This is a genomic window from Bacillus sp. JJ1609 (assembly GCF_036967045.1).
Classification (GTDB): domain Bacteria; phylum Bacillota; class Bacilli; order Bacillales; family Cytobacillaceae; genus Mesobacillus.
Window position 1 is genome coordinate 284858 of sequence record NZ_JBALSS010000006.1, and the last position, 15865, is coordinate 300722.

The 15865-nt window shown below is 42.1% G+C and carries 15 protein-coding genes; 11 read left to right on the top strand and 4 right to left on the bottom strand.

The window, feature by feature from the left end; genetic code table 11:
- Positions 1–2 precede the first annotated feature (2 nt).
- The gene (locus V7654_RS06035; protein WP_335429280.1) at positions 3–635 is read left to right on the top strand and encodes an ABC transporter permease; all 633 of its coding nucleotides are present in this window, start codon (positions 3–5) and stop codon (positions 633–635) included.
- A 239-nt stretch (positions 636–874) separates the two neighbouring features.
- Here V7654_RS06035 and V7654_RS06040 read toward each other — a convergent pair whose 3' ends face one another.
- Positions 875–1405 carry a hypothetical protein gene (locus V7654_RS06040; protein ID WP_335429281.1) on the bottom strand — a complete coding sequence of 177 codons (531 nt, stop codon included), beginning with the start codon at positions 1403–1405 and terminating at the stop codon, positions 875–877.
- Between the two features lie 167 nt (positions 1406–1572).
- Positions 1573–3312: an ABC transporter ATP-binding protein gene (locus V7654_RS06045; RefSeq protein WP_335429282.1), complete on the bottom strand. Its 1740-nt coding sequence runs from the start codon at positions 3310–3312 to the stop codon at positions 1573–1575.
- Positions 3313–3538: 226 nt separating this feature from the next.
- Between V7654_RS06045 and V7654_RS06050 the strand changes: the two genes are divergently transcribed.
- From V7654_RS06050 to V7654_RS06085, 8 genes are all read left to right on the top strand, one after another.
- A complete protein-coding gene (locus V7654_RS06050; protein WP_335429283.1) occupies positions 3539–4060 on the top strand; it encodes a DinB family protein in 522 nt (173 codons plus the stop codon).
- A 168-nt stretch (positions 4061–4228) separates the two neighbouring features.
- The gene (locus V7654_RS06055; RefSeq protein WP_335429284.1) at positions 4229–4438 is read left to right on the top strand and encodes a hypothetical protein; all 210 of its coding nucleotides are present in this window, start codon (positions 4229–4231) and stop codon (positions 4436–4438) included.
- A gap of 198 nt (positions 4439–4636) precedes the next feature.
- The gene (locus V7654_RS06060) at positions 4637–5128 is read left to right on the top strand and encodes a GreA/GreB family elongation factor (RefSeq protein ID WP_335429285.1); all 492 of its coding nucleotides are present in this window, start codon (positions 4637–4639) and stop codon (positions 5126–5128) included.
- 248 nt (positions 5129–5376) lie between these two features.
- Positions 5377–5856, top strand: a complete 480-nt coding sequence (locus tag V7654_RS06065; RefSeq protein ID WP_335429286.1) for a DUF2975 domain-containing protein — start codon at positions 5377–5379, stop codon at positions 5854–5856.
- A gap of 10 nt (positions 5857–5866) precedes the next feature.
- A complete protein-coding gene (locus V7654_RS06070) occupies positions 5867–6085 on the top strand; it encodes a helix-turn-helix domain-containing protein (protein ID WP_335429287.1) in 219 nt (72 codons plus the stop codon).
- 64 nt (positions 6086–6149) lie between these two features.
- Complete coding sequence (locus tag V7654_RS06075; protein ID WP_335429672.1) at positions 6150–6926, top strand: DUF817 domain-containing protein; 777 nt, start codon at positions 6150–6152, stop codon at positions 6924–6926.
- Between the two features lie 349 nt (positions 6927–7275).
- Complete coding sequence (yiaA, locus tag V7654_RS06080; RefSeq protein ID WP_335429288.1) at positions 7276–7746, top strand: inner membrane protein YiaA; 471 nt, start codon at positions 7276–7278, stop codon at positions 7744–7746.
- A gap of 456 nt (positions 7747–8202) precedes the next feature.
- Complete coding sequence (locus V7654_RS06085; protein ID WP_335429289.1) at positions 8203–8580, top strand: hotdog domain-containing protein; 378 nt, start codon at positions 8203–8205, stop codon at positions 8578–8580.
- Between the two features lie 1009 nt (positions 8581–9589).
- Here the strand turns inward: V7654_RS06085 and V7654_RS06090 are convergent.
- On the bottom strand, positions 9590–10597 hold the full coding sequence (locus tag V7654_RS06090) for a DUF3231 family protein (RefSeq protein WP_335429290.1): 1008 nt from the start codon (positions 10595–10597) through the stop codon (positions 9590–9592).
- Positions 10598–10896: 299 nt separating this feature from the next.
- On the opposite strand from V7654_RS06090, the gene V7654_RS06095 reads away from it, so the two are divergent.
- Entirely contained in the window at positions 10897–13716 is a 2820-nt protein-coding gene (locus tag V7654_RS06095) for a response regulator (RefSeq protein WP_335429291.1), read from the top strand.
- 27 nt (positions 13717–13743) lie between these two features.
- The gene (locus V7654_RS06100) at positions 13744–14574 is read left to right on the top strand and encodes a CheR family methyltransferase (RefSeq protein WP_335429292.1); all 831 of its coding nucleotides are present in this window, start codon (positions 13744–13746) and stop codon (positions 14572–14574) included.
- Positions 14575–14612: 38 nt separating this feature from the next.
- Here V7654_RS06100 and V7654_RS06105 read toward each other — a convergent pair whose 3' ends face one another.
- Positions 14613–15755 carry a PP2C family protein-serine/threonine phosphatase gene (locus V7654_RS06105; RefSeq protein ID WP_335429293.1) on the bottom strand — a complete coding sequence of 381 codons (1143 nt, stop codon included), beginning with the start codon at positions 15753–15755 and terminating at the stop codon, positions 14613–14615.
- Positions 15756–15865: the final 110 nt, after the last annotated feature.

Below are 15865 nucleotides of genomic sequence, written 5' to 3' on the forward strand. Positions count from 1 at the left end.
AAATGACATTTTTAAAAGAAGTATTTGAATATATGACAGCTAATATAGATTTGATTCTATTATATTCGGCCCAGCATTTGATAATGGCTATATGTGGTGTAATGGCCGCGTTAATCGTTGGAACATTGCTAGGTGTTGTCTGCTTTCGAAATCCTAAAATAGCGCCGGTAATTCTATCAATCGCTAATATTATCCAAATTATACCTAGCCTTGCACTATTAGCTTTACTAATGCTTTATTTTGGACTTGGTTTCTATACTGTAGTGACTGCGCTATTCTTATATTCACTCCTGCCGATTATTAGAAATACCTATGTTGGGTTAAGCCAGGTAAATCCATCTATTACGGAAGCGGGTCGCGGAATTGGAATGACGTATGGACAGCTATTAACCAAGGTTCAGCTTCCGCTATCCATGCCATTTATTATGGCGGGGTTGCGAATAGCTGCAGTAATCGCAGTTGGTGTTGCAACCCTTGCTCCGCTTGTAGGTGGCGATGGATTGGGACGCGAAATTTTCTCAGGTATCAATTCACGGAATACTATTCGAATATATGTAGGAGCGATTCCTGCCTGTATCTTAGCGGTTTTGGCAGATTCCTTTTTAGGGAAGATGGAAAGGCGATTGAAGTTATAGGTGCACCAGGGTCATGGATGTCAGGATAACGGTAGGGAACCAGGGCTGAGATTGATGATGTCAGTTTTGTTATGAAAATTTTCATAAACCCATAAAAAAGCAGAGCAAATCCATATGCGAATTACTCTGCTTTTTTAGTTGCTCTTTCAATGTGATTTTAAGCTGCAGTTACCTGCAAAGAAAGCGGATTATTTTTTGGAAAAGGTCGGCTTTACGTTAAATAAAAGGTGCAGACAGGTTCAACTAGTAATTGAACGTTTTCTTATCATTTCGTCTAGAGTAAAAAAGATGACCGAACAAATAACCGCAGGAATAGTGAACTCTGGGACAATAAGGTATGTAACCAGCCCAAATCCAATATGAATGCCAGCTGATAACCAGAAGCGTATATTGGAAAACTTCATTGAGATGAACTCTGCTATTAGCGAGACAGGTAAGCCATAAACGAAATTTCCAATTAAACTGTAAATTAGCACAATGATCATAGAGGGAATGAATTCACCAATAAAATGAAATGATTTTTCATTAAAAACAGCGGTTAGAAAAGTGAGTAGAAAAAGGCCGATTGTAAAGGTCACTGATGAATAGAAAGCTACTTTAATTTTTCGGAATCGGTCTTTAACTAGAATTCTTTTGATATGAGGAAATAGAAATCCGATCGTTAAAATACCAAGCAAGGTTTTAACCAGGATGGGTGTTGATGAAACGAATAGGATGATCAAAAAGACAAGCGCGGAGAAAATGAGAATATAAGAATTACCTTTTATCATTAGCGATACCTCGAAGCTTTTTTACTTAATTCTATAATAAGTGACTGTTAAAAGGTATGATTTTTAGCCTGTGAACTCAGTCATTATGCCAAAAAAAGGACTCCATGAACTGAACCGTCAGTAACAATCGACGTTCAGAACACATGGAGTCCTTTTTAAAAATCAGGTTAAGCCAGCTGCTGCTCGGCAAATTCCCGGTACAATGAGTGTGTTTGATTTAGCTCACTATGTGTGCCGATGCCGGTAACCATTCCTTTTTCAATGAACACGATTTTATCTGCATTCACAATGGTGGATAGCCTGTGGGCAATGACAAATGTTGTCCGGCCTTCCATCAATCGTGTTAATGCCTCCTGAACGATCCCCTCTGACTGGCTGTCGAGGCTTGCGGTTGCTTCATCCATCATGAGAATTTTAGGGTCCCTTAAAAAAGCTCGTGCTATCGCGATCCGCTGCCTTTGTCCGCCAGAAAGCTTGACGCCTCGTTCGCCAACCTCAGAATCAAGTCCATTTGGGAATGCTTCGATAAATTGATCTGCATAGGCCATTTTTGCGACTTCCCAAAGGCGTTCATCAGGGATGTTTTCTGCATCTTCCAAGCCATAGTATAAATTCTCGCGGATCGTTCCGGCCATCATTGCGCTTTCCTGGGAGACATAGCCGATTTGGCTGCGCCAGGATATGAGGGAAAGCTGCTGGATTGGTGTGCTGCCGATCAGGATTTCCCCTGAGGTCGGTTCGTAAAAGCGTTCAAGAAGCCCGAACATCGTCGTTTTTCCGCCGCCGCTTGGGCCTACAAACGCGACCATTTGCCCTGGCTGCGCCTCTAAAGTCACTCCGTCTATGACAGGCTGGTCTTCACTGTAGGAAAAAGAAACATTGTCAATCGTGATTGGAAGGTTGCTGATATCCATTTCGATCCCTTTCTGGCCTTCCTCCAGCGGCTGATCCAAAATCTCGATGATTCTCTCTGTTGCGCCTTTGGCTTTTTGCAGCTGGGTGAAGAACATCGCGAACGATGTGATTGGCATGATGATTTGGAACAAGTAAAGCAGGAAGGCGATCAGGGAGCCGGTCGACATCGTTCCATTGACGACGCGCATGCCGCCATAAGCGATGATGAGCACGATGACGACCATGATCATCAGCTGCATGATCGGTCCAATCATTGCAAAAATTCGTGCTTCCTTCAGTCCAAAGCTGAACAGCTTGTCAATTCCGTTATAGCCGTTTTCCTCTTCAATTTTTTCCGCGGTCGACGCCTTCATCAAGCGGATTTCGCCAAGGGTCTGGGTGATATGTCCGGTAAAAACAGCGGTCTCATCCTGAAGTCCGCGAGAAATCTTCGCCATTCTCCTGCCAAGCGGCATCATGATCGCGAGAGTAAGGGGGACGGAAATGAGCATCAAGAGCGTCATTTTCCAATCCATCAAAAGTAAAATGATGATCGCGCCGATAATCGAGATGATGCCAGTCGCAAAGTTGGGGAAATGGCTGGTGATCAGTTCCTTGACAATACTCGTGTCATTCACAATCCGGCTGACGGTTTCGCCGCTCGACTGCTTGTCAAAATAGCGGACAGGCAGGCGAATCAGTTTCGCCCACATCCGTTCGCGCAATCTCGCCACGACCTTTTGCCCGACAAAGCTGAGCAGGTAGATGGAAACTCCGCTGATGAGCGCCTGGAGGATGAACGCTGCGGCAATCCCAATGACGAGCGGCATGCTGATTGCTTCAACCGAAAAGCCATCGACCAGGTTTTTCGTCAGAATCGGTACCGCCAGGCCGGTGAGCGTCGTGATGAGGCTGGCAGCGAGTCCAGTAAAAAGAGCCCCCTTAGGGATTTTCGTTGATAATATAAGCGTAAGGAACGGTTTTAAACTAGTTTGCTGTTGCTGTTTTTCCATTTAGAAACTCCTATTCACTATTCTTAGTAATAGTTTATCGTAAGGAGGAAGGTTTTAGAAATGTGGAGGGGCTGTGGGGGTTATATCATTAACGAGTTTGGGTTTGCTTCGATTGGTTGAGTTGAAAATTCTTTTTAATAAACAAAAGGTATATAGGAAATGAATGTTGAAATGTAAATGACGGTTATTCATCGGTTGTTAAAGCAAGGAACAGGAGGCTGGGGAAATGGGAAAACGAGAAGCTTTATATGTATCATCATTACCAGGATATGACGCTGAAATTGGTCGCTGGATTTGGTGTTTGGAGGAAGTTCGTAATCAGCTTATAGCTAAATTATCTGGAATAAGCCAGGAGCTGCTTGATAAAAAATTGGAGGATAGACAATCGATTGGAACACTTTTATACCACATTGCCTTTGTCGAGGCCGGATGGCTATTTGGAGAAGTTTTAGAAAAAGAAGAGTGGGACCCTGAAATCAGTGCATTATTTCCGGTAGAAGGCTGGACGAATGGAAAGCTGACTCACTTTGAAGGAGAAAGGATCGAAGAGCATTTTTCCCGGCTTAAAAAAGTACGTGAAGTGTTTCTTTCTGTTTTCAAGGCCATGACAAAAGAGGATTGGCGTAAGGCCCGGGTACTTGAGGAATATGATGTAACCCCTGAGTGGGTAGTTTATCACCTGATCGATCATGAATCGCATCATAGGGGACAGATTTTTCAAATGCTTAGAGGATTAAAGAGTAATTAAGCAGCCAAGGCAGATCATACTAGGAATCTCCTTATCCGAGGAAACTTAACGGCTTGTTTAATTGTGTGCCAGCTCATGTTATAATGAGGAACTTAGGTTAATTACGACTTTTGCTCACGGATGCCAAAAAAGCCTCCGCTTAGCGATAAAATATAGAGGTGTAAGAGAATGAATAAACGATGGACAATCGCTAAAATTATTGAATTTGTTGAGAAAAATTCGGAAAGTAAGTTGCTATCAACGGAATATCACGGTTTTTCTCAAAAGTTACTATTTAAATGTGCATGTGGAAGCAACTTTGAAAAAACATTTACGAAGTTTAAAAATAATAACCAGCGTAAATGTGACGTCTGCCAGCCGCCAAAAGCGTCTCGCTAATCGTAATCGAATAAACGAAGTGCCGATTTCTATTAAATAGAGGTTGGCGCTTTTTTTATAGAGTCTGTGTTTAAGGTTAATGTTGATTTTTAGCACCTGTTGATTGGAGCGGAAATCAACAGTCTAATTTAAGATAGCCTTTATAGAGGAAAATTTGTTTTCGGCAAGGCAGCCAATATCTCGTTTAAGGAGAATCATATGTCAGTTAAAATCACACCTAATGGAGAGCAATTGATCCGTCAACAAATAGCCGATTTAGATCAAGAATTGAAGCAAGTGCGTATGGATAAAAATATTGCCTATCATGCTTGCGGGGATGATAAATTAGCCAATCCTAATTTTCATAAATTAGAGCAGGATGAACAAATAGTAGAAGAACGCATTCGCGAAATTCAACATGTCTATAAAACGGCTGAAGTTATTCAGTTTGATGAGCGAAATACGGAAATAGTTGAAATCGGCTCGATCGTGAAGTGTTCATTTGAGTACACAGATTTTACGGAAGATGAAATATATGAAATCGTTGGCTACGGTGAATCGAATATCGACGAAGGCAAACTTTTCTATCACACACCAGTTGCGATGAAACTGATCGGTTTGAAAATTGGCGAGGAAACGAATTTGTCCGTTCCTTCAGGCAAAGTGAAATGCAAGGTTTTGCAGATGTATCGTTCATGGGACGAAGTATAGTAAAGAAGAAGCACGGGGACGTACCTTATGCTTCTGTTTATTAACATGGTCTTTCACCGGAGTTCAATATTATTACGTTGGCCACGAGTCATTAAAAGAAGCAAAGGGTACGTCCCTTTGCTCCTTTTTTTTTGTGTGAATATTCATGACCTCGATAAAAATATTATAATAATCATTAATTATTTATTGATAATCGATAAGAAAGATGCTAAATTCAAATCAGATAATAAATATGTGAGGTGCTTATTATGGAACGAGAAACACTCTTTTTAAAGGTAGTTGTTTTTCTTATGGGACTTCCTGTCCTTGCTTTGTGTATATTTGTTTTACCTGAGATCGCTGAATTTTTTGCGGAATTAAATCCGAAATTAGATTTTTTGCAATATCCCTTTTTAATCGGTTTGTATGTAACGGCGATCGTATTTTTCGCTGCATTGTATCAGACTTTGAAACTTTTAAGCTATATTGACAAGAACGAGGCGTTTTCGGACCTATCAGTAATGGCGTTAAAGAATATCAAATACTGTGCCATCACCATCAGTGCCTTATTTGTGGTATTTATGCCACTCATCTATCTCATGGCTGAGGTAGACGATGCCCCAGGGATGATCCTGATCGGAATGGTGATTATTTTTGGCTCCATGGTGATCACCGTCTTTGCGGCTGTTCTTCAAAAGCTATTGAAAAATGCCATCGATATAAAATCTGAAAATGACTTAACGGTCTGAGGTGAAAACAATGGCAATTATTATCAACATTGATGTGATGCTGGCTAAAAGGAAAATGAGCGTAACCGAACTTTCGGAAAGGGTAGGAATCACGATGGCTAACCTTTCTATATTGAAAAATGGAAAGGCAAAAGCGATTCGATTTTCCACTTTGGAGGCCATTTGCAAAGCATTGGAATGTCAGCCTGGAGATATTTTAGAATACCGAAGTGATGACGACACCCAATAAAGCAGGGATTTTAACGTGAATGGTAATTTTCATAAAAGGGGAGTAAATCATGAATTTATTAACCATGGAGGCACAAAGCAAGAGAGCACTACAACAACTCGTTCGGTTTGGCTGGGAGCAGGCCCTATCCTGTTTGTTTCCTGTCGTTATTTTTGCCTCTTTGGCTTTTACACGATTCATGCCACTTCCCTTCCTGCCTCGTTATGACTGGCTGCTCATCATCTGCCTTCTGATGCAGTGGTGGATGGTGCGCTCCGGGCTTGAAACACGGGATGAACTAAAGGTGATCACCTTGTTCCACCTTATAGGCCTCGCGCTTGAACTTTTTAAGGTCCATATGGGCTCCTGGTCATATCCAGAGGAAGGATATTCTAAAATTTTTGGAGTGCCTTTGTATAGCGGGTTCATGTACGCAAGTGTAGCGAGTTATCTTTGCCAGGCGTGGAGAAGGTTAAAGGTTGAACTGGTTAAGTGGCCGCCGTTTTGGGTAGTGGTATCTCTTGCAGCTGCGATTTATTTGAACTTTTTCACCCACCATTATTGGATGGATGTGCGCTTGTGGCTATCTGGACTTGTCTTGATCGTCTTCTGGCAATCATGGGCCACATACGAGGTTGATGGAACTCGATACCGGATGCCACTCGCCCTTTCTTTTGTGCTTATCGGATTTTTTATTTGGATAGCCGAAAATATCGCAACGTTCTTTGGCGCTTGGGAATATCCAAACCAAGCCGATGCATGGAGCCTCGTACATCTGGGAAAGGTGAGTTCATGGCTCTTATTGGTGATTGTCAGCTTCCTGATCGTCGCGACGTTGAAGCAGGTTAAGGGACGGGATTGAGCAGGGGGTAGATGCTGGTTCGGTTTTATAACTGATAGGAACCTTCTTTTGAAAAAGTCCAATCCTTAGTTTTAAGGTTATAGTTCTCCTGAACAAAGTTCCGAATATGATAAGTTGGAAAAGCAACGTTTGAATGTTGCTTTTTTTTATATAAATATTGCCATACATCAATGCCTAATTAAGCAAATGAGGGCAGTTTAGCTGAGAAATTCGTAAACTTGGAATATTATCTGGAAATTATGAATAAATTATCTATTATTTGTAAGTGATTTCTATATAATAGATTTAGGATGAAGCACGATTGTGCGGTGGTCTATTTTTATAAGAAAAAAATGGAGGAGAAACATTCATGTCTAATGAAAATGAAATTCTATTAGATAAAGGAAAACAAAATAATCCAAAAGTGAGAGTAGAACGGAAAGAGGGAGAACCAACTTCCGCTTTCAAAGGGGCTTCCTGGGCTGCGCTGACAGTAGGTGTGGCTGCTTATCTGATCGGTTTATTTAACGCAGCGATGGAACTGAACGAAAAAGGCTATTATTTTGCCGTTTTAGTATTCGGACTTTATTCAGCCGTATCTTTACAAAAAGCAGTAAGAGATAAGGAAGAGGGAATACCGGTTACTAGTATTTATTATGGCATAAGCTGGTTCGCGCTTATTGTATCGATTTCATTAATGGCCATTGGCTTATATAATGCAGGAAGTATCGTTTTAAGCGAAAAAGGATTTTATGGTATGTCATTTGTGCTTAGTTTATTTGCAGCGATAACAGTCCAGAAGAATATTCGAGATACACAGAGGGCAAAAGAACGAGAGTGACACTGAACTTACACTGCCGGGTGCGTTGATCCAGAAGGATTAACGCACTTTTTGTTGAACTAATTATTGAATGAACGGGATAGTGGGTTTAAATAATATACATACATCAGATTAAATTAAGAATATTGGAGCAGCTAGAGTAGATCATGAAGAGATATAAGCTAAAGAAAAACTTTAAAGGTTTAAAAAAAGGAACCCAATTCTATTTGATTGCTGAATCTGAATTTATAGGAGTCAAAGATTTCGTTTTACGAACTTTAGACATGTCGATCAGGATTTCCATTAACGAAACGGAACTCCGTAAACATTTCATTTTATTGAACTAGAAGCATGGGGACGGATCTTAGCTTCTGTTTATTAAGAGGATTTTTCAGCAATTTCAATGTTTTTGTGGTTAACACCAGTCATCAAAAGAAGCAAAGGGTACGTCCCTATGCTCCCTGGGAGGGGATTTATATGTCATTAAAGGTAGGGGAAATCATTACGTTTGAACGGGCTTTTACAGAAAGGGATGTAGAATTATTTACAGAGATTTCACGTGATGAAGGAATTCATCATATAACACCTGATGAACAGGGAAGACTTGTTGTTCAGGGGTTATTAACGGCAACTCTGCCAACCAAAGTTGGCGGAGATCATAACGTGCTGGCTCGTACTATGAATTTTGAGTTTTTAAGACCTGTATTTACAGGGGATACAATAATTTGTGAAGTGAAAATTGAAAAATACGAAAGGCAAGAAAACAACCGAACAGCCATTATGGCATCCTTTTTAGCTAAAAATCAGAAAGAAAAAGAAGTATTAAAAGGGAACTTTTCCGGTGTAATACTTTGAAGCATAGGGAAGTATCTTACGCTTCTGTTTATAAAGCGGATCTTTCACTGGAATTTCCATCGTTTCGTGCTGCACTCCAGTTATCAAAAGAAGCAAAGGGTATTCCCTTTGCTCCCGCTCCTTTGCTCCCGCTCCTTTGCTCCCGCTCCTTTGCTCCCGCTCCTTTGCTCCCTGCATTCCAATGGGACCTTAAACATATAAACATAAAACATCACAATGAAAAGAGAGAGTATCCAGGTTAATAAGGGACGTTTATAGTGAAGGCTGAGCATGAAGAAAGTGTTTATATTAAATAAGATACTCCAGCCAAAATTCCAACCATTATTATAGGTTATTTTACCGGATTTAACTATGATGAATTCGGATAGTGAAAATAAAAAAACAAATAGGAACTGCCAGCCTAACTTTTTTTTCCAAGAGCCATTTGGGTATCTTCCGAGGAAAATTAAAATAATTTATGGATAGAGAATTAAACTTATAGCAATGGAAGTCAATGGATGGTTGACCAGAAAGGGAAGTGATCGATCGTATTCAAATCTCCAAATAGGATAGTTGTAACATAATATTTCGTAAACCGCACTAAAGTACATCATATACAGAATGGTGGCCTGGTATTTCTTCCAATTTCTCCAGTCACCCCACTTCCAAGCTGCTAATCCCCAAATTACCCACATAAAAAGTCGCATGTAACACCTCAATGTTCAACCATTTATATCGTTATTATTCCAGATCGTATAAATTTTACTTATGAAAGTGAAAGCTACGAGTCTACGGAGCAAATGAAACCCACACCTTGCTGTTGATATTCAATGCAGAAAAACGTTCGTAACTTGATTGAATTCAAGCAGCAATCAGCAGGCAGAATAAGCATGTGGATGTACCTTATGCCTCCTGATTATTAAGAGGAGCTTTCAGCGAATTTCAATGTTTTAAGCTGAACATCAGTCTTCAAAAGAAGCAAAGGGTACGTCCCTTCAAGCCACAAGAAAATCGTTGCTCCAAAATAATATTAATCTCCCTTTATTAATTGATTTCGGTCGTCAGTTTGAGGAGGCTCCTCCATCCAGGAGTTTTTTATCATGATGTTTGCACCATCTTCCGCGTATAATGCCACTTCAGGGATTAATGATGCATAAAGAAGAGCAAGATCTCTTCTTGGGCTCCCAGCCATCGATGTACCGTAATTTCCCATTCCAGCAGCATTCATCGAGGCAACATGAAACATCATTAACTTATCTGAAAAAACTGGTTTAGTTGAGTCAGATAGGGCTGAATCCCAAATCATTGGTGCTGGGAGATCTTCTTTTTTTAGTTTATCACTGAATAAATCAATATGTTTTTGAGCTATCTGTTTGCCTCTCATCATGTATTGCTTTACTTCTTTCTTTTGCGCGGTTTGAGCAAATCCGATGATGATTGTCTTCCCAATTGCGTTTGTTTGGATATTGTTGAACAGCATCGTAATCTCATGAACGGTTAAAGGTCTTACGTCTCCTAAAAAACCAGCTAAAAATTTCTGTTTTTGAACAAAATCCACTTTATCCGGAAGTGTTACATATGGAGACTTTATATATGTTCCCTGCTTTAACATCACACTTCTTGTTAAGTCCTGTAAACCAATTGATGTTTGACTGACGCTTTTAAAAAAGTCCACAACATCGGGTCTCGTTACAAAACCCAATGAAACACTGCCAGCGGCCATTCCCAGCACCGACATGTTTCTTAAGTACATTAAAACAAAAGTGTCTGAGAATAATTTTGGAGCATCTAAGTGAACATCCTGTTCAGTAAATCCAACTGGTACAGGAAATTTTTCCATTTTGAAAAATTCTGTTAAGTAACTAATATTCTTTTCGGATCCATTCAAAGCGAATTCGATAATCGGACGAACTTCTTCATCCTCTACTTTTTCTAAAAAATGTTTAATCATATATATTGAAGCAGTATCGTTTATGTATTGAGTCCACAACATTGAAATTTCAGCGGAGGTAAGGCGGATCTTTGATTTATCTTCCATGGCTATACACCTACTTATTCTAATCTAAATTTTAGCATTCCACATTTTTATAGTTTTATGAATCATTGCTATTACATTCTTTTAAAGAGAAGCATGGGGACGTATCTTATGCTTCTGTGTATTAAAAGTATTTTTCACCGGGACATCAAAATTATTGTGCTGATCACCAGTCATAAAACGAAGCAAAGGGTACGTCCCGGGTACGTCCCTATGCTTCTAAATAGCTTATGGGCGGGGTTTTTGGTATATTTGATTGATAGGTTGATAGTTTTTTATTTGGCAGGAAAGCGGGAGAGATGATGGGTTTTAAAAGGAAGCAGTATGTCGGTTTGGGGCTGACGGTGTTCTTTTTGTTCCTCTTGTTGTTTACGATTCTTGTGATGATGAATTCGATCCGGGCGAATATGCTTGAGATTGTGGAGGACCGGTATACCAAGGTGAGTGAAGTCACGGAAATTAGACAGCAGCTTTACCAGAAGGATCGGAATCTTGTTCGAATTATCACGAATGATCAGGAAGAGGCTGAGTTCAAGAAGGATGCTTCAAGTGGTATAGATATCGGCCAGCGTTTAATCGAGCTGGAGACCCTTTTGAACAGGAATAAATCCAAAGTCCTGATTTCTGAAGTGAAGGAAACTTATAAAGAATACACAGCCATGGAGCGCAATATTTATAACAGGCTGGAGAATGGCGCGAGTCCTGATGAATTGCAGGCCATTTATCGAAACGAAATGGCAAACAGGGATTTGTTGTTCAAAAAGATTGATGAATTCAAGGATTTCCAGGAATCGCTAATGCAAGATGCATTGGCTGAAGCAACTGGCACATATAACAATCTAGTAAAGGCGCTGATTGGTTTAATTGTATTGGCGATTATCCTGATTACTGGCGTCATGCTATGGGTGATCAGGGATACGGTTGGGACGATCAATTCCTTTACGGATGCGATAAAAAATGTCGATTATGATGATTTATCCGTGATTCCTAGAATGGACGACGGAGTGAAGGGTGAGTTCGGCGAGATTGCCAGAGTCTATAATGCGATGGCGGCTTCGATCGAGGACCTTACGATTAAGGAACAGAAATACAATGAGGAGATCATGGAGCAGAACTGGATTGAATCCAATTCGGCTGACATCGTGAAACTCTACAGCAGGCATGTGAACGTAGCATCCCTTGCAGAGAATTTTATCAAAAAGCTGACCCCGCTCATGGGCGGTAATTTGGGAGCCTTTTACCTTAAGGATGGATCAGAAGGAAAGCCACTTTTTAAAAAGGTTGCGGTCTATGCGGATGATAACGGAGCAGCGGGAAGAGACAGCTTTGCCGAGGGTGAAGGTCTGGCAGGGCAGTGTGCCGCGGAAAAAAGAACCATCCTTCTTAATGAAGTACCGGCTGATTTCAGGGTGATCTCAACAGGGCTGGGAGAGGCTGCGCCGAAAAGCATCATCATGGCGCCGGTCATGCTGAAGGATGAAGTCATTGCCGTAGTGGAAATCGGAAGCTTCCAGATGTTCAGCTCAGGCAGCCAAAAGCTCCTTGAGAATGTCCTTGAAACGTTAGGAATCGGAATCACGAATATTATTGGCCGGATGGAAGTCGAACGTCTGCTGCTTGAATCCCAGGCTCAGACAGAAGAGCTTCAGGCCCAGTCAGAGGAGCTTCAGTCACAATCTGAGGAAATGCAGGCCCAATCAGAGGAATTGCAGATGCAGACAGAAGAGCTGCGGATGATGAATGAGCAGCTCGAGGAACGTACACATGATGCAGAGCTGAAATCAGAAGAGCTTCAGGCTGCTAAGGAAGATCTCGAACAGAAGGCGATGGAGCTTCAACAAAGCTCTACCTATAAATCGGAGTTCCTCGCGAACATGTCCCATGAGCTCCGGACGCCGCTGAACAGTATTTTGCTGCTTTCAGAAATGATGCTCGACGACCAGGAGCATGCGCTGTCGGAAGAGCAGAAGGAATTCTCGAGGGTCATCCATTCATCAGGACAGGATTTGCTGAACCTGATCAATGACATCCTCGACCTATCCAAGGTGGAGGCAGGGAAGCTCGAAGTCAATTTTGAGGAAGTATTCCTTACTGAATTCGCCGACCGATTGGAGCGACAGTTCTCCCAGGTAGCAAAGAATAAGAATATTGATTTTAACGTCAGCGTGTCTGATAATATCACGCCGATTATTTATACAGATGAACAGCGTCTGCAGCAGGTAGTGAAGAATCTTCTGTCCAACGCCTTCAAATTCACGGACAAAGGCTCTGTATCTATTAAAATCGAGAAGGCGGATGAACGTGAAACAATGGGCTGTCCGCTTGCCGGTCATTCTGATACATGGGTGAAGTTTTCCGTGACAGATTCAGGCATCGGCATTCCAAAAGAAAAGCAGCAGATGATCTTCGAAGCCTTCCAGCAGGTGGATGGCGCGATTATGAGGAAGTATGGCGGCACCGGCTTGGGTCTGTCCATCTCCAGGGAGTTCTCCCAGCTGCTGGGCGGAATCTGCAAGGTGGAAAGCCAGGAAGGAAAGGGAAGTACCTTTACTGTTATCATTCCAAACCTGCCGCAGGGGTATCCTTCAATGAATGAATTCGAGGTACACTATCAGGTGGCTGCAGCTATGGAACAATCCGAAGTGGCAGCTGGGCATGAACCGATTTTACCAGAAGTGCCGATGGTGGAAGAACAAGGTTTATCACAGGGACCGGCTACTGATGCCGCACCGTCTGGCAAAACGACCGTTCTGACTGGTAAAACGGTCATCGTGACTGACGACGATCACCGCAACATTTTTACCCTGAAAAATGCACTTCAAAAGGAAGGCATGAACGTTGTCACCGCAGAAAATGGAGTACAATGCCTTGAAAGGATGAAGGAACTGGACCAGGTCGACATCGTATTAATGGACATCATGATGCCAGTCATGGATGGATATGAAACGATCAGGAAGATCCGGTCGATGGAAGAAAATAGCGAAACGCCGATCATCGCGCTGACGGCGAAAGCGATGAAGGGTGACCGCGATAAATGCCTCGACGCTGGCGCCAATGATTACATCAGCAAGCCGATGAAGCTGGACCAGCTGCTCTCGGCGATGCGGGTTTGGCTGTCTTAGGGCATGCTGGAGCAGGATGGAAGAGGGATGAAGTTGAATAAGGAAGACTTAGAGCTTGAATTGCTTTTGCTGGCCATCTACCGTCTGTCAGGCTATGATTTCCGGAATTATATGCGCTCTTCGATCATGAGGAGAGCCCAATCCAGGATGAACGCAGAAAAACTGCCAAGCATCACAAGCCTTACGGAGAAAATCATCCATGATGAAAGGATCCTGTCGGATATCCTGAAGGATTTTTCAATCAACGTAACGGAGATGTTCAGGGACCCAGACTTTTTTAAAGCGCTGCGTGAAGAAGTGCTCCCGCTGTTAAAGGACCTTCCGGAAATCCGCATCTGGCATGCGGGCTGCTCTACTGGCGAGGAAGCTTACTCGATGGCGATTTTAATCGAGGAAGAGGGACTGGCGGACCGGACGAAGATTTATGCGACGGATATGAATGAAACTGTCTTGAAAAAAGCGCAGACAGGCACGATGCCGCTCAACAAAATGCAGGCGTATACGAAAAATTATATTCTTGCAGGCGGGAGGAAGTCCTTCTCCGAGTATTATAGTGCCGATAGTCAAGCAGCCCATCTGAATGATTCGCTGAAGAAAAATATGGTGTTTGCCCAGCATAATTTAGTGACCGATGGTTCTCTCAATGAGTTCCATCTCATCATTTGCCGCAATGTCCTGATTTACTTCAATCAGCAGCTGCAGCAGCAGGTATTTCGCCTGTTCGATGCAAGTCTTAGCAATGGCGGTTTCCTTGGCCTCGGCACAAAGGAATCTGCCCGCACGGATCAGGGCTTTCTTGAAGCATTCAATTCAAAAGATAAGATATACCGAAAAAAAAGCAGAAATCCTGTTGTTTAGGATTTCTGCTTTTTTTTGATTTCAGGATCATTGAATGTTTAAGTTGCTTGGATCAGCACGATGCACATATCGTCTGTTCCAGCTTCTTTTTGCTCAGGTGTCAGGATTAAGTCGAGCGGTTCAGCGTCTTTTGCACCGTCGATTAATTTATGGGAGATGCCTTTTAAAAATTCTGTCCCAGCCTGTTCGTATTTATCGATCGCCTCATGGACGCCGTCGGTACAAATGAGCAGCTGAAGAGAGTCGGAATAGCTGACTGTCTTTTTATCTGTTTGGATATCCGGGAAAAAGCCGACCGCGCATGTATTGCTTTTCAGCTCGACAACATGGCTGCCGTCGATCAAGGCATGTCCGGTAGGGTGCCCGGCGTTTATGTATTCAATTTTTCGCTGGGAGGTATCCAGCATGATATAGATCGCAGTGAAATAATAAGGTATTTTTTGATTGTGCTGATTCAGGGAATTCATCCATCTGTTCAGTTCCCCAATCACATACTCAGGATCAGGATTCGAGCGGATCGCATCACGCAGAACGGAGGAGATGAACATGCAGACAAGGGAAGAAGAAATTCCGTGGCCCATCATGTCCAGCTGGATCGCCGCATAACGGTCTTCATCGATTTTATGCCAATAATAAAGATCCCCCGCAAGCTTGAAGGCAGGCAGGTAGGACGCCTTGATCAGCAAATTGTCCTTGTACACCGGTTCACTAAGCAGGCTTGTCTGCACCTGCATCGAAAGCTCGAGCTCATTGACGATTTTCTCTTCCTGCTTCTTATGCCAGTCTTTTTCATATTTTAGCCTAAGTGCCACCCTGATTCGCGCCAGCAACTCAGTCTTATTGATCGGCTTCATCAAATAATCCATCCCGCCGGCATCAAGCGCTTCAACAACCTTAGCTGAATCCTCCAAAGCGGTAACAAAGATGACAGGGATGTCCTTTATATGGGGAATTTGCTGGAGACGTCTGCAAGCCTCAATACCATCCACCTCCGGCATCATGATATCCATCAGAATACAATCAACCTGCTCAGCGACGATGTAGGGATTGTCTGATTCCAGGTACCCAAAAAGATCATGTGCTGAAGTAAATGAAAGAAGGTCTGTATAGCCAGCCCTATTCAAAAGTTTTTCAATCACAAATAAATTTGCTTCATTGTCATCAACAATCAAAATCCCCATTATGTAATACCCCTCTACTCTAATTCAACTACTCACCTTAAATTAAATAACATATTTATATACCCAGCAAGAAATCGGCTTAAACCTTTTTTTTCAAAGAAAACATGATG